Here is a 25,294-nt window from a genome sequence, read left to right as displayed (position 1 = left end):
TTTTGTCTATCTGGCGCTTTCGACCATAATCGGGTTTTCGCGTTTTCGTTTGTCCGCAGAGGTCCCATGGAGCAATTTCGTAATATCGGCATCATCGGTCGCCTGGGCAGTTCCCAGGTGCTGGATACCGTCCGCCGACTGAAACGCTTTTTGCTCGACCGTCACCTGCATGTGATCCTCGAAGACACTATCGCTGAAGTCCTGCCCGGCCACGGCCTGCAAACCTCGTCGCGCAAGATGCTCGGCGAAGTCTGCGACATGGTCATCGTCGTCGGCGGTGACGGCAGCCTGCTCGGCGCTGCGCGGGCGCTGGCCAAACACAATATTCCGGTGCTCGGCATCAACCGCGGGAGCCTCGGCTTCCTCACCGATATTCGTCCGGACGAGCTGGAAATCAAGGTCGCCGAAGTGCTCGACGGCCACTATCTGGTGGAAAACCGCTTCCTGCTGCAAGCCGAAGTGCGTCGCCATGGCGAGGCCATCGGCCAGGGCGATGCGCTCAACGACGTGGTGCTGCACCCGGGCAAATCGACGCGGATGATCGAATTCGAGCTGTACATCGACGGCCAGTTCGTCTGCAGCCAGAAGGCCGACGGCCTGATCGTCGCCACGCCCACCGGCTCCACTGCCTACGCCTTGTCTGCCGGCGGGCCGATCATGCATCCCAAGCTCGACGCTATTGTGATTGTGCCGATGTACCCCCATACCTTGTCGGGACGGCCGATCGTGGTCGATGGCAACAGTGAGCTGAAAATCGTCGTGTCCAAAGATATGCAGATCTATCCGCAGGTCTCCTGCGACGGCCAGAACCATTTCACCTGCGCACCGGGCGACACCATCACCGTGAGCAAAAAGGCACAGAAGCTGCGCCTGATTCATCCGCTCGATCACAATTACTACGAGGTGTGCCGCACCAAGCTTGGCTGGGGCAGCAAGCTGGGGGGCGGAGGCGACTGATGCTCGATCCCGCGCGCAGTTACGACCTGATCGGTGACGTGCACGGATGCGCCATGACCCTCGAACACTTGCTGGACCGTCTCGGTTATCACAAGCAGGGCGGGGTCTGGCGGCATCCGTCACGTATGGCGGTGTTCGTCGGCGACATCATCGACCGTGGCCCGCGCATTCGCGAGGCGCTGCACATCGTCCACGACATGGTCGAAGCAGGGCAGGCGCTGTGCATCATGGGCAACCATGAATTCAACGCGCTCGGCTGGGTCACCCCGGCGCCACCGGGCAGCGGCAAGCAGTTCGTACGCGAACACACCAAGCGCCATGCGCGGCTGTTGCAGGAAACCCTGACTCAATTCGAAAACCATCCGGGTGACTGGCATGACTTCCAGCAGTGGTTCTACGAGCTGCCGCTGTTCGTCGATGCCGGGCGCTTCCGCGTCGTCCATGCGTGCTGGGACGCCGGTCTGATCGAGCCGCTGCGGGCGTTGTTCCCCAATGGCTGCGTCGATGAGCATTTCCTCCAGGCCTCGGCGGTGCCCGGCAGCTTCGCCTGCACCGTGTTCGACCGCCTGCTGCGCGGCACCGACATGCGTCTGCCGGGCGGCCTGACCATGACCAGTGGCGACGGTCTGGTGCGTTCGTTCTTCCGCACCAAGTTCTGGGAAGACGACCCGAAAACCTACGGCGACATCGTCTTCCAGCCCGATGCACTGCCGGAACCTGTCGCGCAGACGCCGCTGACGTCCACTGAAAAGAATTCCCTGCTGCGCTACGGCGTCGACGAGCCGTTGCTGTTCGTCGGCCACTACTGGCGCAGCGGCAAACCGGCGCCGATCCGGCCGAACCTCGCGTGCCTGGATTACAGCGCCGTGCTCTACGGCAAACTGGTGGCCTATCGTCTGGACCAGGAAACGCGCCTGGATCCGCAAAAATTCGTCTGGGTCGATGTCGAGCGGCCGGAGGTGCTGCAATGAGTGCGGTAGCGGTATTGCGCCTGCCGTTGGCGGTGGATTTGAGCGGTTTTGTCAAACTGCTGCAACGCATGCAGGTCCCGCATCGGGTCAGCGAAGAGGCGGGCGAGCAGGTGTTGTGGGCGCCGGAGGAAATCAGCGAGGACGTGCGTTCGCTGTACGAGCGCTTCCCGGCCGGCGACCCGGATCAGCAACTGGACATTCCCGTGGGCCAGACCTTTAAACGACCAGGTTTCGCCGAACAGCTGAAACACGCCAGGGCCACGGGATTGATTCTGCTGTTGAGCCTGATCGTTGGCGGTCTGACTTTCCTCGGCGAAAACCTTGAGACCCTGCGCTGGCTGACCTTCCTCGATTTTCGCGTGATCGGCGAGTACATCCACTTCACGCCACTGGCCGACAGTCTGGCGGCAGGGCAGTGGTGGCGGCTGGTCACGCCGATGCTGATCCACTTCGGCATCCTTCATCTGGCCATGAACGGCATGTGGTACTGGGAGCTGGGGCGGCGCATCGAGTCGCGCCAGGGCAGCATCAACCTGATCGGTCTGACGCTGCTGTTCAGCCTGGTGTCCAACTACGCCCAGTTTGTCTGGAGCGGCCCGAGCCTGTTTGGCGGGCTGTCCGGCGTGCTTTACGGCTTGCTCGGGCATTGCTGGATCTTCCAGCTGCTGGCGCCGAACCCGGCCTATCGCCTGCCGCGCGGCGTGCTGGTGATGATGCTGGTGTGGCTGGTGGTGTGCATGTCCGGGCTGATCTCGCTGATCGGTTTCGGCCAGATCGCCAACGCCGCGCACCTGAGCGGGTTACTCATCGGATGCTTCACCGGTTTGTTGGGCGGTTTGTATAACCGCCGTAAACTGGCCGTCTAAAATTTTTGGTTCAGCAAAGAGCACGGAGACCCTGATGTCCTCTTTCAACGACATGATCAGCAACATCACCCCGGACATCTACGAAAGCCTGAAACTGGCCGTGGAAATCGGCAAGTGGTCCGACGGTAACAAACTCACCGCCGAACAGCGCGAGCTGTCGTTGCAGGCGATGATTGCCTGGGAAATCCAGAACCTGCCGGAAGACCAGCGCACTGGCTACATGGGCCCGCAAGAATGTGCGTCGAAGTCGATCGAAGTGCCGAACATCCTGTTCAAGTCGGATGCCATCCATTGATCGAGATTGGCCGCGGTGCAATCAGCAAAATGTCGGCGCGCCTGGACGGGTCGAACGTGCAATACGCGTTTCGTCTGGATGACGTCGAGGTGCCGGTCAATCCGTTGATCGGCAGCACGTTGCGTCTGGAATTCCTGGGGGCGATCCACTGCACCCATTGCGGGCGCAAGACCAAGACCAGTTTCAGTCAGGGTTATTGCTACCCGTGCATGACCAAACTGGCGCAGTGCGACCTGTGCATCATGAGTCCGGAGCGTTGCCACTTCGACGCCGGCACCTGCCGTGACCCGGTGTGGGGCCAGCAGTTCTGCATGACCGATCATGTGGTTTATCTGGCCAACTCGTCGGGGATCAAGGTTGGCATCACCCGTGCCACGCAGTTGCCGACCCGCTGGCTGGATCAGGGTGCGAGTCAGGCGTTGCCGATCATGCGTGTATCGACACGCCAGCAATCGGGGTTTGTCGAGGACCTGTTCCGCAGCCAGGTAGCGGACAAGACCAACTGGCGCGCGCTGCTCAAAGGTGATGCGGCGGCGGTGGATCTGGCGCAGGTGCGCGATCAGTTGTTCGAAAGCTGCGCCGAAGGCCTGCAAGGGTTGCAGGAGCGATTCGGCCTACAGGCGATTCAGACGATTGCCGATGTCGAACCGCTGGAAATCCGCTATCCCGTCGAGCAATACCCGGCGAAAATCGTCAGCTTCAACCTGGACAAGAACCCGATTGCCGAAGGCACGCTGCTGGGGATCAAGGGTCAGTACCTGATCTTCGACACCGGCGTGATCAACATTCGTAAATACACGGCGTACCAGCTCGCCGTGCATCAATAAGGATTCCAGCATGCGCACCGAACAACCGAAGATGATCTATCTCAAGGACTATCAGGCGCCCGAGTACCTGATTGACGAAACGCACCTGACCTTCGAGTTGTTCGAGGACCACAGCCTGGTTCACGCGCAACTGGTGATGCGCCGCAACCCGGAGCGCGGCGCCGACCTGCCGCCGCTGGTGCTCGACGGCCAGCAACTCGAGCTGCTCTCGGTAACGCTGGCGGATCAGGAGCTGAGCGCCGCTGACTATCAAGTCTCCGACAGCCACCTGACCCTGCAACCGACCAGTGAAACCTTCACTCTCGACACCAGCGTGCGCATCCATCCGGAAACCAATACCGCGCTGGAAGGCCTGTACAAGTCCGGCACGATGTTCTGCACCCAGTGCGAGGCCGAAGGCTTCCGCAAGATCACCTATTACCTCGACCGCCCGGACGTGATGAGCAAGTTCACCACCACCGTCGTGGCCGAACAGCACAGCTACCCGGTGTTGCTCTCCAACGGTAACCCGATCGCTTCCGGCCCCGGCGAAGACGGCCGCCACTGGGCGACCTGGGAAGATCCGTTCAAGAAACCGGCGTATCTGTTTGCGCTGGTCGCCGGTGATCTGTGGTGCGTCGAAGACACCTTCACCACCATGAGCCAGCGCAACGTCGCGCTGCGCATTTACGTCGAGCCGGAAAACATCGACAAGTGCCAGCACGCGATGAACAGCCTGAAGAAATCCATGCGCTGGGACGAAGAGGTCTACGGTCGCGAGTACGATCTGGACATCTTCATGATCGTCGCGGTCAACGATTTCAACATGGGCGCGATGGAGAACAAGGGCCTCAACATCTTCAACTCCAGCGCCGTGCTGGCCCGCGCCGAAACCGCCACCGACGCCGCGCACCAGCGGGTCGAGGCGATCGTCGCCCATGAATACTTCCACAACTGGTCGGGCAACCGCGTGACCTGCCGCGACTGGTTCCAGCTGTCGCTCAAGGAAGGTTTCACGGTGTTCCGCGATGCCGGTTTCTCCTCGGACATGAACTCGGCGACGGTAAAGCGCATTCAGGACGTGGCGTACCTGCGTACCCACCAGTTCGCCGAAGATGCCGGGCCGATGGCCCACGCCGTGCGCCCGGATAGCTTCATCGAGATTTCCAACTTCTACACTCTGACCGTGTACGAAAAAGGCTCGGAAGTGGTCGGCATGATCCACACCCTGCTCGGTGCCGAAGGCTTCCGTAAGGGCAGCGATCTGTATTTCGAACGCCACGACGGTCAGGCCGTGACCTGCGACGACTTCGTCAAGGCCATGGAAGATGCCAATGGCGTTGATCTCAGCCAGTTCAAACGCTGGTACAGCCAGGCCGGCACACCGCGTCTGGCCGTCAGCGAGTCCTACGACGCAGCGGCGAAAACCTACAGCCTGACCTTCCGCCAGAGCTGCCCGCCGACCCCGGACAAGGTGGAAAAACTGCCGTTCGTGATCCCGGTCGAGCTCGGCCTGCTCGACAGCCAGGGCAATGAAATCGCTCTGCGTCTGGCTGGCGAAGCCTCGGCACAAGGCACCACTCGGGTGATCTCGGTGACCGAAGCCGAGCAGACCTTCACTTTCGTCGACATCAACGCACAGCCGTTGCCGTCGCTGCTGCGCGGCTTCTCGGCGCCAGTGAAATTGAGCTTCCCGTACAACCGCGACCAACTGATGTTCCTGATGCAGCACGACAGCGACGGCTTCAATCGCTGGGATGCCGGTCAGCAACTTTCGGTGCAAGTGCTTCAAGAGTTGATCGGCCAGCATCAGAAAGGTGAGAGCCTGAAGCTCGATCCGCGTTTGGTATCGGCGCTGCGCACGGTGCTGTCCGACGAGTCGCTGGATCAGGCGATGGTTGCCGAAATGCTCTCGCTGCCGGGTGAGGCCTATCTCACCGAGATCAGCGAAGTGGCTGACGTCGAGGCGATTCATGTCGCGCGCGAATTTGCTCGCAAGCAACTCGCCGAAGGCTTGTTCGAAGCGCTGTGGCTGCGTTATCAGGCCAACCGCGACCTCTCGAAGAAGACTCCATACGTGGCCGAGGCCGAGCACTTCGCCCGTCGCGCATTGCAGAATATCGCCCTGTCGTACTTGATGCTCAGCGGCAAGCCGGAAGTGCTGGCGGCGGCGCTGGAGCAATTCGAGACCGCCGACAACATGACCGAGCGCCTGACTGCGCTGGCGGTGCTGGTCAATTCGCCGTTCGAAGAGCAGAAGGATTTGGCTTTGGCCAGCTTCGCCGAGCACTTCAAGGACAATCCGCTGGTCATGGATCAGTGGTTCAGCGTGCAGGCCGGCAGCACCTTGCCGGGCGGTTTGGAGCGGGTGAAGGCGTTGATGCAGCACCCGGCGTTCAACATCAAGAACCCGAACAAGGTGCGGGCATTGATCGGCGCGTTCGCCGGGCAGAACCTGATCAACTTCCACGCGGCGGACGGTTCCGGTTATCGCTTCCTTGCCGATCTGGTGATCGAACTGAACGGCTTCAACCCGCAGATCGCCTCGCGCCAACTGGCCCCGCTGACTCGCTGGCGCAAATACGACAGCGCCCGTCAGGCGTTGATGAAGGCTGAGCTGGAACGCATTCTGGCGTCCGGGTCGCTGTCCAGCGATGTGTATGAAGTGGTGAGCAAAAGCCTGGCGTAACGCCGATCCTGTAGGAGCTGTCGAGTGGAACGAGGCTGCGATCTTTTGATTTTGATGATCATAAAGGTCCGTATTCCAGCTTCAGACCGCCCCTCACCCTAACCCTCTCCCAGAGGGAGAGGGGACTGACCGAGGTGAATATTCGAGTTACACCGACCTGAAATTCTGGCATTGAACTAAGGTCTTGAAACCAACAGAGATCGGCTCCCTTTCCCCCTCTCCCATTGGGAGAGGGCTGGGGTGAGGGGCTGGTTATCTTCAGCACCACATAATCCCAAGTAAAAAAATGCCGCTCAACGAGCGGCATTTTCATTTGCACAAGAAACAACTATTTACGCAGGTCAAACCGATCCAGATTCATCACCTTCGTCCATGCCTTGACGAAATCGTTGACGAACTGCGCCTTCGCGTCGGAACTGGCGTACACCTCGGCCAACGCGCGCAATTGCGCATTCGAGCCGAACACCAGATCCACTCGAGTCGCCGTCCACTTTGGCGCCCCGGTCTTGCGGTCACGGCCTTCAAACTCATCGGCATCCCGTGACGTTGGGGTCCACTCAACTCCCATGTCCAGCAGGTGGGTGAAGAAGTCATTGCTCAGCGCTTCGGTTTTATCGGTGAAGACGCCATGTCGCGTCTGGCCGACGTTGGTGTTCAATACCCGCAAGCCACCCAGCAGCACGGTCATTTCCGGTGCCGTGAGGGTAAGCAATTGCGCCTTGTCGATCAGCAGGGTTTCCGCCGCAACCGTGTATTTGCCTTTGCTGTAATTGCGGAAGCCATCGGCGATCGGTTCGAGGAAGCCGAACGATTCGACATCGGTCTGCTCCTGCGAAGCATCGACGCGGCCCGGTGAAAACGGCACCGACACCGAATGCCCGGCGTTTTGCGCGGCTTTTTCCACTCCGGCATTACCGGCCAGGACGATCAGGTCCGCCAGCGAGATCTTCTTGCCATTGGCAGCAGAACCGTTGAACTCGTTCTGAATGCCTTCCAAGGTGCTCAGCACCTTGTCCAATTGCTCGGGCTGGTTGGCCTGCCAGAACTTCTGCGGGGCCAGACGCAAGCGTCCGCCGTTGGCGCCACCGCGCTTGTCCGAACCGCGAAAGGTCGATGCTGCAGCCCACGCGGTCGAAACCAGTTGCGACACTGACAACCCTGAAGCCAGCACCTTGTTTTTCAGCGCAGTGGCGTCGCTGTCATCGATCAGCGGGTGCGTCACGTCGGGCAGCGGGTCTTGCCATAGCAATTCCTCTTGTGGCATTTCCGGGCCGAGGTAGCGGGAGAGCGGACCCATGTCGCGATGGATCAGCTTGTACCAGGCGCGGGCGAACGCGTCGGCGAGCTGATCGGGATTGGCCAGAAAGCGCCGCGAGATTTGTTCGTAGGCAGCATCGAAGCGCAACGCCAGATCGGAGGTGAGCATGGTCGGCGAGAGCTTCTTGTTCGGATCGTGAGCGTGGGGAACGGTGCCTGCACCGGCGCCGTTTTTCGGTTGCCACTGATTGGCGCCCGCCGGGCTTTTGGTCAGCTCCCACTCGAAGCCGAACAGGTTTTCCAGATAGTTGTTGCTCCACTGCGTTGGTGTGGTGGTCCAGGTCACTTCCAGACCACTGGTGATGGTGTCGGCGCCTTTACCGGTGCCGAAGGCGTTTTTCCAGCCCAGACCCTGTTGCTCCAGACCGGCCGCTTCCGGCTCTGGGCCGACATTGTCGGCCGGGCCGGCGCCGTGGGTCTTGCCGAACGCGTGGCCGCCGGCGATCAGCGCCACGGTTTCTTCGTCGTTCATGGCCATGCGGCCGAAGGTTTCGCGAATGTCCTTGGCCGAGGCCACCGGGTCCGGGTTGCCTTCCGGGCCTTCCGGGTTGACGTAGATCAGGCCCATCTGCACGGCGGCGAGGGGATTTTCCAGATTGCGTTCGCCCTGATCGGTACGGCTTTCTTCACGGCCATGCAAATCGGGCTCAGCCACCAGCGTGCCGTCGCCGGGCTCTTGCACCGGGCCATTGCTCTTGCCGTAACGGTTATCGCCACCCAGCCATTCGGTTTCCGAACCCCAGTACACGTCTTCATCCGGTTCCCAGACATCGGCGCGGCCCCCGGAAAAACCGAAGGTCTTGAAGCCCATGGATTCCAGCGCGACGTTGCCGGTAAGCACGATCAAGTCAGCCCAGGAAATATTGCGCCCGTATTTTTGCTTGATCGGCCACAGCAGGCGGCGGGCCTTGTCGAGGCTGACGTTGTCCGGCCAACTGTTGAGCGGGGCGAAGCGTTGCTGCCCGGAGCCGGCGCCACCACGGCCATCGGCGGTGCGATAGGTCCCGGCGCTGTGCCAGGCCATGCGCACGAACAACGGGCCGTAATGGCCGAAGTCGGCCGGCCACCAGTCCTGAGAGTCAGTCATCAGCGCTTTGATGTCTTGTTTCAACGCCTGAAAATCGAGGCTTTTGAAGGCTTTGGCGTAGTCGAAGTCCTGGCCCAGCGGATCGGACTTGGGTGAATGCTGGCTGAGGATTTTCAGATTGAGTTGATTTGGCCACCAGTCACGGTTCGTCGTACCTCCACCAGCGGCGTGGTTGAACGGGCATTTCGATTCGTTTGCCATGTTCGGATCCCTATCAGGTCTGCGGCCGGCTCGTGCCGACTTCGGACTGGTAAGGCTAGACCCGAGTTGGCAAGTCAGCTAATAGCCGCAGTCTTTGCTGGCGATAGGCAGGCTCTTTTGCCACTCGATATCGTGATAACAGCTGCGATATTTCGAAGCGATCTTAAAAACTGTCAGCTTTGACAGTGGCTGATAGCGCGCAATCCTAATACGTTGGGGTCAACGCAACGTCACCTTTACATCAAGGGAATATCGACATGTCTCAGGACAAAACAAGTGACCTTATGAACAAACGAAATGCTACCGGTAGCTTTGTCGCGTTTCTCGATGACGATAAATTTTTGGAGAGCAAGTTATGTGTTTATGCAGAGACTGAGACGGAATTTATCATCATCGGAACTGACGATTTTAAACACACGGTCGATTTGTCTGTTCCCAATTCACTGGAAGCAGATGGGCCTCACACAGTGACGTTTCCAACCACGGGGCGGCATTGGAGGGTTATGATCAATGGTTTTAACGAGCCCATTGTTGAGGGTGAACTCATCGTCACCTTTGCCAATTTTCGCAAAAACGTAACAGGCACTTTTGCTCTGGATCTGGGAAAAACCAGGAAAGTGACAGGCACTTTCAATCTTGCACTCGGTACCCAGGGCGAAGTGACAGGCGAGTGCAGCCTTTATGAATGAAAGATCTTTTCGTTGGAGCTGCCGAGAGTCGGGGCTGCCTGGTAGCTCCAAAATTGGCAGCCGCTTGAATAAAGACGTCAACTCGATTGGGCGGTGTCGTCATCAGGCACGTCATCAAGTATGTCATCCTGCCCCGGCAGCTCGGTGATCACGCTGAAGTCCGATACTTCAACCGCGCCATTGCCATACCCCAACAAATGAAACGAGAAGGCTTTGCGCGGCTGCGGGTTGTCGAAACTGAAATCCAGCTCCAGTGGCTGGTCCGCCGTGGCGACCATTTCTGCCGGCAGGCCCAGTTGCACGTCCTGTTCGAATTGCTTGGCCTTGAGCTGAATGTACGCCGCCTGCTGCGGATCGACCGAGCGCACGGTCAGGCGCACGCGGGTGTGCGAGCCTTTGGGCATTTCCAGGTATTGCGCGCCGATCAGGTTGTCGGCCCAGTCATCATTGATCTGCGCTTGTAGAGCAATGATGTTGTTGCTGCCGAACTGGTAGCGATGATTGAGTGGTGTGCGCAACAGGGACAAGTCGAGGGCATCGGCGCGCGCGGCGATCTGCCGGGCCGGATGGCCGCTGTAGGTGCCTTTGTAGGTGGCGCTTTCGGCGATGAAGCCGGTGCTTTGGTAATAGCGGCAGCGGCGCGGCAGGTCGCACTCGGAGAAGATGCCCTGGCCGTCGTGGTAGCGCAGCTTGCCGTTGGTGAACGACATGATTTCTCGCCCGGAATCGTAGTCGCGAAACAGCGACCGGCCGCTCAGCGCAGACGGCACCGGCAGGTCAAAATAGTCGAGGATCGAGGTGCTCAGATCGACGTGGCCGTAGACCCCGGCATTCAAGCGCGGCAGTTGCGCTTGCTCCGGTGCCAGCGTCAGGTTGAAACCCCACGAGGAGGCCAGCCGCACGCCGTCGATGCCGTGGGATTCATCCGAGGTGATCACTACCAGCGTGTCCTTGAGAACGCCCTGGCGCTCAAGTCCGGCAAGAAACTGATCCAGCGCATCGTCGAGATAACCGACGGCAGCCTGCTTGGGCGTCTCATAACGCTGCAGATAATCCTCCGGTGCGGAGTAGGGCTGATGGGTGCCGACCGTCAGTAGCGTGAGCATCCATGGCTGTTTTTGCTTCTTCAGTTGGCCGACGTAATCCAGCGCACCTTCAAAAAACGCCTTGTCATCCTTGCCCCAGGGGAATTCCAGGTAGTTGCTGTTGCTGAACCATTCCAGGCCGTGGGTCGCATCAAAACCGATGTGCGGCATGATCTTGTCTTTGGCCATGAAGCGCAGGCCGGCGCCCTGCAAATAATGAGTGCGGAAGCCGTGTTCGCGCAGCTGCGCCGGCAGGCAGGCCTGATTGCGCTCGTTGAGGGTGAGCATTTCCACGCCTTTGGGCGTGCCATTGTTGAGCTTGTCGTAGTCACCGCAAAGCATGGCATACAGCCCGCGAATGGTCTGATGGGTGTGCAGCACGTAATCCGGGGTGTTCATGCCGCGCTCGGCCCAGCGGCTGAGGTTGGGCATCAGGTCTTCCTGATAGTGACTGCCGATCGCCTCACGGTTGGCACGGATGTAGGCGCCGGGAATGCCTTCCAATGCGATGATCAATACGTTGCGCGCCTGCCCGGGCGCGGCGAGCAGCTTCTGGCCATTGAGGTCGACGTCGGTGAGCCCGGCCATCGCCGGTGTAGGTTCTTCGACGTCGCCGTCGAGCCATTCCTCGGCCTGGATCTGCAGGTCGGCGACTTCGCTGGCGAGCAACTGATGCGGCAGGTTGTACAGGCGCCAGGCGTCGCCGTCATTCGGCCACAGGTTTTGCACGCCCCAATGTGCGGCGAACAACACAATAGGCGCGGCCCAGACGGAGCGAGGCAGAGCAGGGCGAGACAAGCCGCGACCAACAAACTGAGTCAGCAGCCAGAAAACCAGGGCACCCAGCAAAGCCATGGCCAGCGCAGGGTGCGCAAGTCCGCCGCCAGTGGAGTTTTCGACGAATTGCGGGTCGATCAGATAGTGAATATCCGAAGGCGTCGGCAGGCGGCCGACGGCGCTGACCAATTCTGCCGTGGCGATCGCCAGCAGCGCCCAAAACACCAGCACCGGCAAGGTCAGCCACCATGCGCGGCGATGCAGCGTTACCACCAGCAAACTGCCCACGGCCAGATCCGACAAACAGCCCAGCGGTGTCGACCAGCCCAACGCTGCACGCAGGCACACCGGCACGATCAATACCAGAACGATGAGAGAAAAAAGGCGGGCATTCGGCCGCCGCAGCCAGTTGAAAAGAGCGCTCACAAAAAAGGCCTGCTTGTCATCAAAGGGTCAAAAAAGTGTGGGTGATGATACCAAGGGCAGGAAGGCTGATCGGCTTTTTAAACCTGCGGCTGGCGATCGCTGAAACGGCGCGTGCCCATAGCGGGCGTGGGTTGTGGGACGTATGGCTGTTTTTCGGAGGGGCAGTTTTTTGTTTCAGACTGTTGTAGGTCCATCCACTGCTCCTGAATTTCAGCAGCAGACGCTAAATCGCGCAGTGCTATCGATATGCGATAAAGATATTTAATTTCTATTTTTTATAGCTATAAAGTCAGGCCTTTCAGCCCACCCCCATGCTGCGAGGTTGTCATGGCCACACCGTTCAAACGTTCTGCGCTGACTCTGTTGGCCGCAACTCTGGCAGCGGGCGCGCTGTTCAGCAGCGGCGCCCGGGCCGAGGGCAAAATCAGCATCGCCCAGCAATTCGGTATCGGTTATCTAATCCTCGATGTCGTGCGCGATCAACAGCTGATCGAGAAACACGGCAAGGCCCAGGGCCTGGAGATCAAGGTCGACTGGAACAGCATTTCCGGCGCTACGGCCATGAATGAGGCGCTGCTCACCGGAGCGCTGGACGTCGTCTCGGCCGGCGTGCCGCCGATGCTCACCGTGTGGGATCGCACCAAGGGCAAGCAGAACGTCAAAGCCATCGCCGCGCTGGGGTCGATGCCCAATTACCTGCTGACCAACAACCCGAACATTAAAACCCTCAAGGACTTCAGCGACAAGGACCGTATCGCCGTGCCGGCCGCAGGCGTAGGCTTCCAGTCGCGCACGTTACAGATCGAAACCGCCAAGGAGTTCGGCGACGACCAGTTCAAGAAGTTCGACAACATTTCGGTCAGCCTGCCGCATCCGGACGCCACCGCCGCGCTGATTGCCGGTGGCTCGGAAATCAACTCGCATTTCTCCAGCCCACCGTTCCAGTACCAGGCGCTGCAAAACCCCAACGTGCATAAAGTGCTGAGCTCCTACGACATCCTCGGCGGCCCGGCGACGTTCAACGTGCTCTACACCACAGAAAAATTCCACGACGAAAACCCGAAAACCTACAAGGCGTTCTACGACGCACTGGCGGAAGCGGAGAACATCATCAAAGCCGACAAACCCGCCGCCGCCCAGGCCTACATCCGTGTAGAGCAATCGAAACTGCCGCTGGCCCTGGTCGAGCAAATCGTCAAAGACCCGGAGATCGACTTCACCGTCGTACCGCAACGCACGTTCATCTACGCCGAGAAATTGCAGGAACTGGGTGTGTTGAAAAACAAGGCGGCGAGCTGGAAGGATTACTTTTTTGAAGAGGCGCATGGTGGTGCGGGAAGTTGATCGAACAGGGGCAACGTGTGTTGCCCCTTTTGCCATTCAAGATTCGCCATCATCAAAAATGCTCTCAATCGGCAGCTCAAACGCCCGGGCAATCTGAAACGCCAATGGCAGGCTCGGATCGTAGCGTTCGTTTTCGATGGCGTTGATCGTCTGGCGCGACACGTTCAGGCGTTCGGCCAGATCGACCTGCGACCACTTGCGCTCGGCGCGCAATTCCTTGAGACGGTTTTTCATTGGTAGCGGCGTCGCGCAATGTGCAGGCCGACAATCCACATCAGCCCCATTACCGGCCACACACACGTCCACGGGATATGCGGGGCGCCGACGTTTTCCAGAAAACCGTAGCTGAAGGTCACCAATGCCGAGGCGGCAAAGGCGAACCCCAAGGCTTCGAACTGGATGCGCAGATGCATTTCGTCCATGCGCCGCATGTTCCGCATGATGGCCCAGCACATCAGGGCCGCCGGAATGATCGGCGTCAGTGCGACGGCCGAGCGCAGCACGAGGTGCGCATCCATCAGGTATTGCGAGGCAATCAATGATGCTGTCAGCACCAGCATGTAGAGGATTAATGCTGCGCCCAATTCGAGGTGGTACCGGTTCATTCTTCACTTCCTATGTAAAAGACCCTTTACATGGTTGCTGATGTTGTTTCAGATGTAAAGCACGCTTTCCATCAGGCTGGTTACTTCGAACACGCTCGAGCCGGATAACTTGCAGCCGGGTTCACGCTTCTGGACAGCGTATTAGCCACTCAGTAGCATTTGCCTCCAACGGATTTTCCCTTCGCACGTCGTCCGGCGTGGAACGCTCAAGGAATCGACATGCGCGACACTCCCGCTGACTCACAACGAACGGTCGTGACCCTGGTCAACGGCGAGATTCGCTGTGACACCCAGATCAGTTTCAGCTCCGTCTCGCTCGTCGATGGCGAAATTCGCGTGCATCGTGCTGAAGGCAATCAGATCGAGGTGCCTGTGCCCGGGGCGGACTTCGCGCTGCGCTTTGATCTGCAGGGGATGCAGAAAGTACCGGAGGCGCCACAGACGCCGGTCGAACCGGTGCCTGCCGACGACAGTTTGAAGTTGTTCAATTCGAAAACCGTGTGGGTCACACTGGCGCTGTGGTTCTTCGTGAGTTCGGTGTTCGGTTGGTTGGGGATCGTGGTAGCAGTCGGATATTTCGCTTACCACTGGCGTCAGGTAACGAAGCGCAAGGAACAGTTGGCCAAGGCGACCGTCGTTGAACCCATGACCCGTTCCAGCTCAGGGATGTCACCGGAAAGCGTGCGCAACGCATTGGCCCGCAAGCGTTGATTCTGCACACATCAAAAAAAAGGGGCGGCCTGATCATCGATCAGGCCGCCCCGATTTTCTGTCAGGCGAACAGTCTTTCCGTCAGCGATCAATGCATCTTGCTGTGATCGTGGCCGCCCATGTTGGTCAGCGCGCGGACCGGTGCCTTGACTTCAATGGTTTCTTTCTCGCCCTTGGCGTTTTCCACGGTCAGGGTCAGCGGCACGTTTTCACCTTCCTTCAACTGACCGGTCAGGCCCATCAGCATGACGTGGTAGCCGTTCGGGTCGAAGCTCACGGCTTTGCCGGCAGGCAACTCAACCGACTTCACCGGGCCCATGGTCATCACATCGTTCTTCATGCTCATTTCATGAATCTGAACGTCCTTGGCCACTGGCGAGGCAACGCTGAGCAGTTTGCTGTCGCTGTCGGCAGTGACGGTCATGAATGCGCCGCTGGCGGACTGGGTCGGCACGGTGGCACGGACCCAGGCGTCGTCGACTTTGGTCTGCGCCGACGCCTGAAAGGCCAGGCCGAGCAGGGACAGTGCACATACGGTGCGTTTGAGGTGATTCAGAACGGGATGCATCAGCAGACCTCCATAACAGTAAGCAAATCTTCCGTGCACTCTTGGGCTGTCAGTGATGTGGACAGGCCCAGGCGCAACTCACCACGCGAGTCGTAGACGTAGCTGGTGGACGTATGGGAGATGGTGTAGGTGTCGCCGGCCGGGACTTTCTCGTAGAACACGTCGAACTCCTTGGCGGTGGCCTTGGTTTCCTCAAGCGTGCCGTACAGCGCGACGAAGCTCGGGTCGAAGGCTTTGACATAAGCGTCGAGGATCTGCGGCGTGTCGCGCTCAGGGTCGAGGGTGATGAACACCACTTGCAAACGGTCGCCGTCGCGGCCCATCAGTTTCTTGATCTGCGCGGCGCGCGCCAGGGTGGTGGGGCAAACGGCCGGGCACTGGGTGAAGCCGAAGAAGATCATCGGCATCATCCCGCGAAAGCTCGACAGCGACATGGTTTCGCCTTCGGGATTCTTCAGCTTGAAGGTGCGTCCGAGGATCTTGTCGCTCAGATCCTTGCCGTACTTGTACGACAGTTGGCCACGGGTATCGCAACCGGCGAGCAGGCCGAGCCCGAGCACGCCCATTCCCGCAAGTACCTTGCGGCGAGTCAACAAAGCCGTCATCTAATACCGCCTTTTGCAGCCCGCAAGTCGGCAGGACTGGCGGGGGGTTAACCGTAAAAGCGCCGCATGATAGCAAACTGAGGCTGATCGCCGGCCGCCGATCGCCGCGCGGTGCCGGATCGGGCGACAAAAGGTGTAAGAAGAAATGACGAATAAGCCTTACGTCTAAACTTGATTTAAATAGTATGACGATTGGAGGCGAGCGCAGAAACACGTACTCTTGCCGCTGCGCTGCAAAGACCAAAACAACAACAGGAGTCTGTAATGCAACCGATTCGTCTCGGCCTGGTGGGCTACGGCAAGATCGCCCAGGATCAACACGTTCCCGCCATCCTCGCCAACCCGGCGTTCAAGTTGGTGGCGGTCGCTACCCAGGGCAAACCTTGCGCCGTAGTGGAGAACTTCCAGTCGCTGGGCGAACTGCTCGAAAACGGCCCGACTGTCGACGCAATTGCGTTCTGCACGCCGCCACAGGGGCGCTTCGCGCTGGTGCAACAGGCGTTGGCGGCCGGCAAGCACGTGCTGGTGGAAAAACCGCCCTGTGCGACATTGGGCGAGGCCATGGCCCTGGTCGATCAGGTCGCCGAACAAGGCGTCAGCGCTTTGTTCGCCTGGCACTCGCGCTACGCACCGGGCGTCGCCGCCGCCCGCGACTGGCTTGCCAGCCGCACCCTGCAAAGCGTGCAGATCGACTGGAAGGAAGACGTGCGCAAGTGGCATCCGGGTCAGGCATGGATCTGGCAACCGGGTGGCCTGGGTGTGTTCGATCCGGGCATCAACGCCTTGTCGATCATCACCCACCTGCTGGCGCTGCCGCTGTTTGTCGAAGCCGCCGAACTGCGCGTGCCGAGCAACTGCCAGTCGCCGATTGCCGCCTCGATCAAAATGTCTGATGCACATCAGCTCGACGTACGCGCCGAGTTCGATTTCGACCATGGCCACGACGAACTGTGGAGCATCGAAATTCGCTGCGTCGAAGGCGTCCTGCGTCTGGACAATGGCGGCGCCGTGCTGAGCATCGATGGCGTCCGCCAAAGCGTCTCGGAGGAGGGCGAGTACGCAGCGGTCTACCGCCACTTCCAGCAATTGATCAGCGACAGGGAAAGCGACCTCGACCTGCAACCGTTGCGCCTGGTGGCGGACAGTTTCTTTGTTGGTAGTCGGGCGTTGGTTGAGCCGTTCTACGATTGAAGTGGATTGTCCGGTTTGAGTGGACGGTGTAACCCTTTTCAAGCGATTTATCCCTTTGCTGTGCGTCAGTAATCTGTACCCAACTTGAACGCAACAACAAAACTCAAAACTTGAAAAGGGACGCACACCATGACCACTCCAACCTACAACCGCCTGAACAAAGATGACGCTATCGTGCTGCTGGTTGACCACCAGACCGGTCTGATCTCGCTGGTGCAGGACTTCTCGCCGAACGAGTTCAAGAACAACGTGCTGGCGCTGGCGGATCTGGCCAAGTTCTTCGAGCTGCCAACCATCCTCACCACCAGCTTCGAACAAGGCCCGAACGGCCCGCTGGTACCAGAGCTGAAAGAGATGTTCCCGGACGCGCCGTACATCGCTCGCCCAGGTCAAATCAACGCCTGGGACAACGAAGACTTCGTCAAGGCGATCAAAGCCACCGGGCGCAAGCAGATCATCATCGCCGGTGTCGTAACGGATGTCTGTGTAGCGTTCCCGACCCTGTCGGCACTGGCGGAAGGTTTTGATGTGTTTGTGGTGACTGACGCGTCCGGCACCTTCAACACCACCGTGCAGCAAGCCGCGTGGAGCCGCATGACTCAGGCCGGCGCGCAGATGATGAACTGGTTCTCGGTGGCCTGTGAGCTGCACCGCGACTGGCGCAACGACATTGAAGGCCTGGGCAATCTGTTGTCGCAGCGCATTCCCAACTACCGCAACCTGATGAACAGCTACTCGGCGCTGACGCAGCAGAAGTAAGCGTTAAATCCAAAGCGAAAGCCTGCCTCGAAAGCAGGCTTTTTGCGTTTTCTACAGAACGCCGTTCGTCCATTGTCGGGCACTTGTCACGCAAGGGCATTTCACACGTTCAGGTACCTATCACTGAACACCTCGGAGAACGACATGGACATTGATGAAAACGCACCGGGCAACCAGTCGCAACAGGCCGTGACGCGCACCACCGACAACGAGACCGGGCACGATCCCAAGCGCGAAAACCCCGAGGTGCCTTTGCCGCCGGACGACGAGGCACCTGTGGAAGAAGACATGTCGGATGTGGATGCGGCCAATTCGGTTTCGACGGAGCATCCGCCGTCACGCTGACCGTGCTGTTTGAAGGGGAACGCTCCCTATGATGGTCAACCCGGACAGTTCCCTCTCCTCGGGGAGAGGGCTAGGGTGAGGGGCTTTCCCTGGCACCCTGATGCAGTTCAGTCACTGACATCGTGAAAACCAGTTTCGCTCGCCCATGGTTGGCATACCCATGCGCCACATCGGTCCGCGCCACCGCCGAACACCCAGGCCCGACAATCAGCTCGGCATCGCCAACGTGCAAATGCAACGTGCCTTTCTCGACATGAAACAACTCGGTGGTGCCATTCGGGTGACCGGCTGAAGAAAACGACTCGCCAGGAAACAACTCCCAGCGCCACAACTCAAGCATGTTCGGGCCGCTGGTGCCGGCCAGCAGGCGCGCTGATCCACCCAGCTCACCGGCCCATAACGTGGGGATGTCCTCACTGTCGATCAGATGCGCCGCCGGGGTGGCGGCGACATTGACGAAGTCCGCCACGGACAAGCCCAGCGCCGCGGCGATTTTGCACAATGTCGCGATGCTTGGGTTGGCCGAACCCTTCTCGATCTCGACCACCATGCCTTTGCTCACGCCGGAGCGTCTGGACAGTTCATCCAGGGTGATGCCCTGTTGTTTGCGCGCCTGTTTGAGCGTGCGCGACACCGCCGCGCTGACGGTCTCGACGTCGGCGCCGGCTTCGGTCGGTATATTGACTTTATTGGTCATTGATCGCTAGCATCGTTTGAAATTCGGGTATGAGGGGGATTCTGGGATGCTGTCTGTCGTGCCGTCAATCGATCCGGCTGTTGCGCAACTCGCGCCGGGCTTCAGAGCGCTGAGTATTGTCGTGCAAGCGGCGCCGATTATTCATGCACACGTGGCCGGTGAAGCACTGGCCAAAGCCTGCCAGATCGTCGCCAACGGTGGCCCGGCATGGGCGCCCGCGCACTTGCAGGCTTGGGCGGACGTGTTTCGCCAGTTCGGTGCCAAGCCGCAGCGCACGCCGTGCTCGGCCGAGGCTCTGCGCAAACGGGTGTTGCGCGACGGCGAGTTGCCGAGCATCGATCCGGTGGTTGATCTGTACAACGCCATCAGCCTCGAGTACGCGATTCCGGTCGGCGGGGAGAATGCGCAAGCCTACATAGGCTCACCGCGTCTGGTCGTCGCCGATGGCAGCGAACCGTTCGACACGATGAAAGAAGGCCAGCCCGCGCATGAATTCCCGGACGCCGGCGAAGTGGTCTGGCGCGATGACCAAGGCGTGACCTGCCGGCGCTGGAACTGGCGCCAAGGCGTGCGAACCCGCCTCGATGCGCAAGCGCAGCACATGTGGTTCATCCTCGAAAGCCTGCCGGCGATGCCGCTGGAAGCGCTGACCGAGGCCGGCGACAAGCTCATCGAAGGCCTGCAGCAAATGATGCCCGGCGCCGAGATCGAAAGCATGTTGATCGGGCCGGGAGCGCGTTAGGCTAGATATGAGTGCCAGCCCGTTTCGTCAGCAGCACCGCGATTCCCTGTGGGAGCGAGCCTGCTCGCGAAGACGGCGGCACATTCAACCTCTTTGCCGGCTGATCCACCGCTTTCGCGAGCAAGCTCGCTCCCACAATGTTCCGTGTTGACCAATGATTTGGTGGTGCCACAAATCCCCTGTGGGAGCGAGCCTGCTCGCGAATGCGGCGGCACATTCAACATCTTTGCCGACTGATCCACCGCTTTCGCGAGCAAGCTCGCTCCCACAATGTTCCGTGTTGACCATTGATTTGGTGGCGCCACAAATCCTCAATGGGAGCGAGCCTGCTCGCGAAGACGGCGGCATATTCAACATCATGTTCGCCTGACCCAGCGCTTTCGCGAGCAGGCTCGCTCCCACAATGTTCCGTGTTGACCATTGATTCAGTGGTGCCACAAACCCCCTGTGGGAGCGAGCCTGCTCGCGAAGACGGCGGCACATTCAACATCTTTGCCGGCTGGTCCACCGCTTTCGCGAGCAGGCTCGCTCCCACAATGTTCGGTGTTGGCCATTGATTCGGTGGTGCCACAAATCCCCTGTGGGAGCGAGCTTGCTCGCGAAGACGGCGGCACATTCAACATCCTATTCGCCTGACCCAGCGCTTTCGCGAGCAGGCTCGCTGCCACAGATTGACTCCTGGTCTCAATAAGGGCTCGCGGTTGGACGCACGATCAGTTCGCTGACGTCCACGTCCGCCGGTTGTTCGACGGCATACGCAATCGCGCGGGCGATGGCTTCGGCGGGGATGGCGATCTTGCGGAATGACTTCATCTCTTCGCGGCCGCCTTCATCGGAAATGCTCTCGGCCAGTTCCGATTCGGTCACGCCCGGTGCGATGACGGTGACGCGGATATCGCCGCCCACCTCCTGACGCAAGCCTTCGGAAATCGCCCGTACGGCGTATTTGGTCGCGCAGTACACCGCTGCGGTGGGGCTGACCGCGTAAGCGCCGATCGAGGCGATGTTGATGATCTGCCCGGCGCGCTGGCGCTGCATCAACGGCAGGCTGGCGGCGATGCCGTGGAGTACGCCACGGATGTTGACGTCGATCATGCGGTTCCACTCATCGACCTTCAGCGCGTCCAGCCGCGACAACGGCATGACCCCGGCGTTGTTGACCAGCACATCGACACGGCCGTAATGCTCCACGGCAAAATCGACGAAGCGCTGCACATCCTGCTGATCGGTGACGTCCAGTGCGCGGAACTGCGCGTGGCCACCCGCGCCGTTGATCTCTTCGGCAATCACGGCCAGACGCTCGGTGCGCCGTGCACCCAACACCACTTTGGCGCCACGTTCGGCGAGCAGGCGTGCGGTGGCTTCTCCGATGCCGCTGCTGGCGCCGGTAATCACGATCACTTTGTCTTGAATGTTCAGCATGATGTCGTCCTCTTCTGTGTGCCCGTGAGTGGGCTTGGAAGAAGATTAAGTGCGGGGGCGCATTGGCTATTAATCGATTCCTCCACGGGATTTGCCCAATTCTGCTGCGTCGCTTTTCGACAGGTTTCAGGCCCCGCGTGGCGCATCGCGGTAGGCGCTCGGGGTGACGCCGACTTCACGGCGGAACACCTGGGAAAAGTGGCTGGGGCTGGAATAGCCAACCTCCAGGCCGATGTCGATCACGCTGTGGGCGGTTTCCAGCAACAGATGACGCGCGCGGCTCATGCGCAGGCGGATGAAGTATTGCGAGGGCGATAAACCGGTGGCGCGCTTGAAGGTGCGGCTGAAGTGGTAGTCGCTCAGCTCAGCGACTGCGGCCAGATCACCGAGGCTGAAATCCTCCGCCAGATTCGCATTCATGGCTTCGATCACCCGGCGCAGTTTGTAGGCGGGCAGGGCGTTGTCGCGGCGCGGGTTGCTGTCCGGGTCGAGATAGTGCCGCAGCAAATGGATCGCCAACGCCTGAGCAAGGCTGTGCACCAGCAGTGCGCTGGGCTGGCGCAGTTGTGTGAGTTCGATGCGCAGTTGCTCAAGGATGAAGCTGACCTGCTCGTCACGCGCACCGGACACATCGACAAACGTCACTGCACCGGCCTGTTCGCCGAACGCTTCGCGCGCCGCTTGTTCGATCAGGCCCAGACCTAGGTAAAGGTGCATGACTTCGAAGACCTCGCAACCTTCGGTTTGCCAGCGCATTTCATAAGGTTCGCGGGTGTTGGTCAGGAAGAAGTCGCCCGCCGTGACCTGGCTCGCCTGCCATTCTCCGCCCAACGAACGTTCTTCGACCCGGGCAGTGCCGGCCAATACCAGCACCAGCAGCGGTTCGGCCACGCACGGCACGCGGATCGGCTCAAGCAGGGTTTGATGGCGGAACAGCTGCACCACCGCATCCTTGATCTGCGGCCGCGGCGTGGTCGTTTCCGCAACACCGGGCAGATGCTCCGGCATGGCTTCGGCGGCGATGCGCGCGGGCTGGCTGATTGTCGGTGTAGCGGGGCTGGCAGAGGGCACAGGACGCTCCATGAAAAGCTTCGGCTGCGAATGATTTTGAAGGTTAGGGCGGGCGAACGAGAAACTCCAGCGCAAAACTCCGACAGTCCCGGCAATCGCCCGAAAGCCCGGCGGCGGACAGTGCGCGACAGTGAAGCCGTGTTCACGACCGCGCCATCAGGCGCAACACCGATTCGCTATCGAGGAGTTAAAACCATGACTGATTTCAACCACACCCTGCCACAAGAAGTCGCCGGTAAAGTTGCACTGGTCACTGGCGCGGCCAGTGGCATCGGCAAGGCGATTGCGCTGATGCTGCACGCTCGCGGCGCCAAGGTGATTGCCGAAGACCTCAACCCGGCTGTCGAAGCACTGGCTCGTCCCGATCTGGTGCCGCTGGTGGCGGACATCACTGAGGACGGCGCCGCCGAACGTGCAGTAGGCCTTGCCGTCGAGCAGTTCGGGCGCCTGGATATTCTGGTCAACAACGCCGGGATCATTATCAACAAAGCCGTGATCGACATGAGCCGCGACGACTGGGAAAAGATCCAGGCAGTGAATGCCACGGCCGCCTTCCTGCACTGCCGCGAAGCGGTCAAGGCTATGATCCCGAACAAGTCCGGCGCGATCGTCAATATCGCTTCCTATGCGTCGTACTTTGCCTTTCCGACCATTGCCGCCTACACCGCTTCCAAAGGCGCGCTGGCACAGTTGACCCGCACGCTGGCCCTGGAAGTCATCGAGCACGGCATTCGCGTCAATGCCATCGGCGTCGGCGATGTGGTGACTAATATCCTCAATGACGTGGTCGAGGACGGCCCTGGCTTCCTCGCGCAGCACGGCGAAGCGGCGCCGATCGGTCGGGCGGCGCAGCCGGAAGAGATCGCCGAAATCGTCACCTTTCTGGCTTCCGACCGCGCCAGTTTCATGGTTGGCTCGGTGGTCATGGCCGATGGCGGCATGACGGTAACGGCGGGTTGATAATCGGGTGAGAAGCCATGGGCGCGTGTGATAACGCGCCCATGGCTTTGCCAGTAACACGAGCACGCAGAATCAGGCAAATCTGCAGCATCTTTGAACTAGTCGCCGCTGAGTAAAACTGGCTAATCTTCCTCCGCAGTTGACCCACCTTCGTCTGCTTTCGAGGCCCTTTGCATGGATAACCACGACGCTTCCATCCTTCACGACACAGCGGTGTATCGCGCCGAGCTGGTGCGCCTGCTGACCCAGCGCTTCGATGCGCCGGGCACCTACGAAACCGCGATTGCGCCGCTGCACGTAATCCGTCTTGATGGGCCGTCCGAGCTGATCCATGTCGTGCACCGGCCGGCGCTGTGCCTGATCGTGCAGGGGCGCAAGGAAGTCGGGCTGGGTGAGGAACGCTTCCTCTACGACCCGCTGAATTATCTGGTGGTGTCAGTGACGTTGCCGGTGTCGGGACGGGTGATCGAAGCCTCGCCCGAAGCGCCGTACTTTTGCATACGGCTGGATTTCGATCCGGCGCAACTGACGCAACTGATAGCCGAATCGCCGCTGACCGGCATGCCACAGGACGCCGGGCGCGGGATGTTTCTCGACAAGATCGATGTGACATTGCTCGACATCGTGCTGCGTCTGGTGCGCCTGCTGGATAATCCACGCGACATCGGCATGCTCGCGCCGATGGCGTTGCGCGAGCTGTATTACCGTCTGCTGCGCGCCCAGCACGGGCATCTGCTGTATGAAATCGCCGTCAGCGATTCGCAGACCCACCGGGTCACGCGGGCCATCGACTGGCTGAACAAGAATTTCACCGAGCCGCTGCGCATCGACGCGCTGGCGCAGGTGGCCAACCTGAGCAATTCGGCGCTGCATCACCGCTTCAAAGCCGTCACCGCCATGAGCCCGCTGCAATATCAAAAACAGCTGCGCCTGCAAGAGGCGCGGCGGCTGATCATCAATGAAGGGCTGGACGTGTCCAGCGCCTGTTACCGCGTCGGCTACGAAAGCGCTTCGCAGTTCAGCCGCGAATACAACCGCCAGTTCGGCTGCCCGCCGTCCAAGGAACTTAGCCGCCTGCGTCAGACCGGTTGATTACCGCGCGGGTCCTGCCCATTCCTCACGAAACCCCAGCAGAAAATCCACAAACGCCCGCACCCGTTGCGGCACATAGCGGCCGTGCGGGTAGAGCAGGGTGTAGGGGCGCGAACGTCCGGCGTACGGTTGCAGCACTTCCATCAGACGACCATCGGCGAGTTCCTGCTCGACGATGAAACGGTAAGTCTGAAACAGCCCGGCGCCGTGCTTGGCCAGCGTCACACCGCCGAGCACATCGTCGGAACAGGAATAGCCACCGTCGGAAATCACTTCCAGGTCCCGGTCGTTTTCCTGAAACAGCCAGGAAATCCGCCGCCCGCTGCTGGGCAATTCGAACTGGATGCACTCATGTGCGATGAGATCGTCCAGCGTCTGCGGCGTACCGGCTCTATGCAGATATTCGGGGGCGGCGACCACCACCAGGGCGGCGTCCTCCAGCAAGCGCGCGATCAGCGTCGAGTCCGGTTGCGCGCGCACGCGTATCGCCAGGTCGTAGCCCTCTTCAACGAAGTCGATATTGCGATTGCCCAAGTGCACATCGACCGTGACCTCGGGGTACAACGCGCGAAATTTCGGCAGCAGCGGCAGGATGCGGTGATGCCCGTAGGTGGTTGGCAGGCTGATGCGCAGTCGACCCGATGGCGAAGTCTGCGCGCCCATGACTTCCTGCTGCGCTTCAACCAGTTGCGTCAGCGCCTGGCTGCATTGTTCGAAGAAGCTCCGTCCGGCGTCGGTGAGGCGAATGCTGCGCGTGGTGCGGGCAAACAGTCGCGAACCCAGGCGTTGCTCAAGACGCAGAATCGACCGGCTCACCGCAGCGGGCGTGACCCCGGCCAGTTGCGCGGCGGCGGTGAAGCTGCCGGCTTCGGCGGCCAGGCAGAACAGTTCGATACTGCCTAACTGCAAATCTTCAAAATGGCGTTTCATTGTGGCTCGCACCGAGGATCGACGGACGTTCATCCTCTGTGTACCACAACCAACGACGCCGCCGGTATCCACCGGCGGCGTTGCAG

25 protein-coding genes are annotated in these 25,294 nt (G+C 60.1%); 15 read left to right on the top strand and 10 right to left on the bottom strand.

Annotated elements, in window-relative coordinates; translation table 11 throughout:
• The first annotated feature begins 66 nt into the window (after nucleotides 1-66).
• From KVG85_RS09845 to pepN, 6 genes are read left to right on the top strand one after another with little or no spacing between them, the layout of a single operon-like run.
• Nucleotides 67-957: an NAD(+) kinase gene (locus KVG85_RS09845; RefSeq protein ID WP_016774212.1), complete on the top strand. Its 891-nt coding sequence runs from the start codon at nucleotides 67-69 to the stop codon at nucleotides 955-957.
• Nucleotides 957-1,928 (top strand): metallophosphoesterase, encoded by a 972-nt coding sequence (locus KVG85_RS09840; RefSeq protein WP_016774213.1) that lies wholly within the window; start codon nucleotides 957-959, stop codon nucleotides 1,926-1,928. Before KVG85_RS09845 ends, KVG85_RS09840 begins: the two co-directional genes overlap by 1 nt.
• Entirely contained in the window at nucleotides 1,925-2,794 is an 870-nt protein-coding gene (locus tag KVG85_RS09835) for a rhomboid family intramembrane serine protease (protein ID WP_073475289.1), read from the top strand. The genes KVG85_RS09840 and KVG85_RS09835 overlap by 4 nt, the downstream gene beginning before the upstream one ends.
• 34 nt (nucleotides 2,795-2,828) lie before the next feature.
• On the top strand, nucleotides 2,829-3,089 hold the full coding sequence (locus KVG85_RS09830) for a YeaC family protein (protein ID WP_042609561.1): 261 nt from the start codon (nucleotides 2,829-2,831) through the stop codon (nucleotides 3,087-3,089).
• Nucleotides 3,086-3,916, top strand: a complete 831-nt coding sequence (locus tag KVG85_RS09825; protein ID WP_016774216.1) for a DUF2797 domain-containing protein — start codon at nucleotides 3,086-3,088, stop codon at nucleotides 3,914-3,916. The genes KVG85_RS09830 and KVG85_RS09825 overlap by 4 nt, the downstream gene beginning before the upstream one ends.
• Before the next feature lie 10 nt (nucleotides 3,917-3,926).
• Nucleotides 3,927-6,584, top strand: a complete 2,658-nt coding sequence (gene pepN / locus KVG85_RS09820) for an aminopeptidase N (RefSeq protein ID WP_217863719.1) — start codon at nucleotides 3,927-3,929, stop codon at nucleotides 6,582-6,584.
• A gap of 328 nt (nucleotides 6,585-6,912) precedes the next feature.
• On the opposite strand, the gene katG is transcribed toward pepN, so the two are convergent.
• Nucleotides 6,913-9,189 carry a catalase/peroxidase HPI gene (gene katG / locus KVG85_RS09815; protein WP_217863718.1) on the bottom strand — a complete coding sequence of 759 codons (2,277 nt, stop codon included), beginning with the start codon at nucleotides 9,187-9,189 and terminating at the stop codon, nucleotides 6,913-6,915.
• A gap of 257 nt (nucleotides 9,190-9,446) precedes the next feature.
• Here katG and KVG85_RS09810 point away from each other — a divergent pair, with 257 nt between their 5' ends.
• Nucleotides 9,447-9,878: a hypothetical protein gene (locus KVG85_RS09810; protein WP_217863717.1), complete on the top strand. Its 432-nt coding sequence runs from the start codon at nucleotides 9,447-9,449 to the stop codon at nucleotides 9,876-9,878.
• Nucleotides 9,879-9,955: 77 nt separating this feature from the next.
• Here KVG85_RS09810 and KVG85_RS09805 read toward each other — a convergent pair whose 3' ends face one another.
• Nucleotides 9,956-12,166, bottom strand: a complete 2,211-nt coding sequence (locus tag KVG85_RS09805; protein ID WP_217863716.1) for an LTA synthase family protein — start codon at nucleotides 12,164-12,166, stop codon at nucleotides 9,956-9,958.
• A gap of 327 nt (nucleotides 12,167-12,493) precedes the next feature.
• Here KVG85_RS09805 and KVG85_RS09800 point away from each other — a divergent pair, with 327 nt between their 5' ends.
• Entirely contained in the window at nucleotides 12,494-13,510 is a 1,017-nt protein-coding gene (locus tag KVG85_RS09800) for an ABC transporter substrate-binding protein (protein ID WP_217863715.1), read from the top strand.
• A gap of 36 nt (nucleotides 13,511-13,546) precedes the next feature.
• Here KVG85_RS09800 and KVG85_RS09795 read toward each other — a convergent pair whose 3' ends face one another.
• Together KVG85_RS09795 and KVG85_RS09790 are read right to left on the bottom strand one after the other, a co-directional pair.
• Entirely contained in the window at nucleotides 13,547-13,744 is a 198-nt protein-coding gene (locus KVG85_RS09795; RefSeq protein ID WP_101159038.1) for a helix-turn-helix transcriptional regulator, read from the bottom strand.
• Nucleotides 13,741-14,115 (bottom strand): hypothetical protein, encoded by a 375-nt coding sequence (locus tag KVG85_RS09790; protein WP_122750651.1) that lies wholly within the window; start codon nucleotides 14,113-14,115, stop codon nucleotides 13,741-13,743. The genes KVG85_RS09795 and KVG85_RS09790 overlap by 4 nt, the downstream gene beginning before the upstream one ends.
• Nucleotides 14,116-14,334: 219 nt before the next feature.
• Between KVG85_RS09790 and KVG85_RS09785 the strand changes: the two genes are divergently transcribed.
• On the top strand, nucleotides 14,335-14,826 hold the full coding sequence (locus tag KVG85_RS09785; protein ID WP_071171860.1) for a hypothetical protein: 492 nt from the start codon (nucleotides 14,335-14,337) through the stop codon (nucleotides 14,824-14,826).
• 88 nt (nucleotides 14,827-14,914) lie between these two features.
• Here the strand turns inward: KVG85_RS09785 and KVG85_RS09780 are convergent, their stop codons facing one another.
• Both KVG85_RS09780 and KVG85_RS09775 read right to left on the bottom strand, forming a co-directional pair.
• Nucleotides 14,915-15,394 (bottom strand): copper chaperone PCu(A)C, encoded by a 480-nt coding sequence (locus KVG85_RS09780; protein WP_056784698.1) that lies wholly within the window; start codon nucleotides 15,392-15,394, stop codon nucleotides 14,915-14,917.
• Complete coding sequence (locus tag KVG85_RS09775) at nucleotides 15,394-15,999, bottom strand: SCO family protein (protein ID WP_016774221.1); 606 nt, start codon at nucleotides 15,997-15,999, stop codon at nucleotides 15,394-15,396. Before KVG85_RS09775 ends, KVG85_RS09780 begins: the two co-directional genes overlap by 1 nt.
• Nucleotides 16,000-16,263: 264 nt before the next feature.
• On the opposite strand from KVG85_RS09775, the gene KVG85_RS09770 reads away from it, so the two are divergent.
• From KVG85_RS09770 to KVG85_RS09760, 3 genes are all read left to right on the top strand, one after another.
• Nucleotides 16,264-17,190, top strand: a complete 927-nt coding sequence (locus KVG85_RS09770; protein ID WP_217863714.1) for a Gfo/Idh/MocA family protein — start codon at nucleotides 16,264-16,266, stop codon at nucleotides 17,188-17,190.
• Between the two features lie 129 nt (nucleotides 17,191-17,319).
• Nucleotides 17,320-17,949, top strand: a complete 630-nt coding sequence (gene ycaC / locus KVG85_RS09765) for an isochorismate family cysteine hydrolase YcaC (protein WP_217863713.1) — start codon at nucleotides 17,320-17,322, stop codon at nucleotides 17,947-17,949.
• Between the two features lie 144 nt (nucleotides 17,950-18,093).
• Nucleotides 18,094-18,294, top strand: coding sequence for a hypothetical protein (locus KVG85_RS09760; RefSeq protein WP_016774226.1), 201 nt, complete (start codon nucleotides 18,094-18,096; stop codon nucleotides 18,292-18,294).
• Nucleotides 18,295-18,364: 70 nt separating this feature from the next.
• Here the strand turns inward: KVG85_RS09760 and KVG85_RS09755 are convergent, their stop codons facing one another.
• Entirely contained in the window at nucleotides 18,365-18,991 is a 627-nt protein-coding gene (locus tag KVG85_RS09755) for a helix-turn-helix domain-containing protein (protein ID WP_217863712.1), read from the bottom strand.
• Between the two features lie 46 nt (nucleotides 18,992-19,037).
• Between KVG85_RS09755 and KVG85_RS09750 the strand changes: the two genes are divergently transcribed.
• Nucleotides 19,038-19,733 carry a B3/B4 domain-containing protein gene (locus KVG85_RS09750; protein ID WP_122506924.1) on the top strand — a complete coding sequence of 232 codons (696 nt, stop codon included), beginning with the start codon at nucleotides 19,038-19,040 and terminating at the stop codon, nucleotides 19,731-19,733.
• Nucleotides 19,734-20,417: 684 nt separating this feature from the next.
• Here KVG85_RS09750 and KVG85_RS09745 read toward each other — a convergent pair.
• On the bottom strand, nucleotides 20,418-21,155 hold the full coding sequence (locus tag KVG85_RS09745) for an SDR family oxidoreductase (RefSeq protein ID WP_024012510.1): 738 nt from the start codon (nucleotides 21,153-21,155) through the stop codon (nucleotides 20,418-20,420).
• A gap of 126 nt (nucleotides 21,156-21,281) precedes the next feature.
• On the bottom strand, nucleotides 21,282-22,163 hold the full coding sequence (locus KVG85_RS09740; RefSeq protein WP_217864964.1) for a helix-turn-helix domain-containing protein: 882 nt from the start codon (nucleotides 22,161-22,163) through the stop codon (nucleotides 21,282-21,284).
• Nucleotides 22,164-22,421: 258 nt separating this feature from the next.
• On the opposite strand from KVG85_RS09740, the gene KVG85_RS09735 reads away from it, so the two are divergent.
• Complete coding sequence (locus tag KVG85_RS09735; RefSeq protein WP_056784713.1) at nucleotides 22,422-23,186, top strand: SDR family NAD(P)-dependent oxidoreductase; 765 nt, start codon at nucleotides 22,422-22,424, stop codon at nucleotides 23,184-23,186.
• Between the two features lie 174 nt (nucleotides 23,187-23,360).
• Nucleotides 23,361-24,278, top strand: a complete 918-nt coding sequence (locus KVG85_RS09730) for an AraC family transcriptional regulator (RefSeq protein ID WP_217863711.1) — start codon at nucleotides 23,361-23,363, stop codon at nucleotides 24,276-24,278.
• Here KVG85_RS09730 and KVG85_RS09725 read toward each other — a convergent pair whose 3' ends face one another.
• Nucleotides 24,279-25,208, bottom strand: a complete 930-nt coding sequence (locus tag KVG85_RS09725) for a LysR family transcriptional regulator (protein WP_217863710.1) — start codon at nucleotides 25,206-25,208, stop codon at nucleotides 24,279-24,281.
• Nucleotides 25,209-25,294 lie beyond the last annotated feature (86 nt).

The sequence above is a fragment of the Pseudomonas triticicola genome (assembly GCF_019145375.1).
Taxonomy (GTDB): domain Bacteria; phylum Pseudomonadota; class Gammaproteobacteria; order Pseudomonadales; family Pseudomonadaceae; genus Aquipseudomonas; species Aquipseudomonas triticicola.
This window is presented reverse-complemented; position numbering and strand designations above follow the sequence as displayed.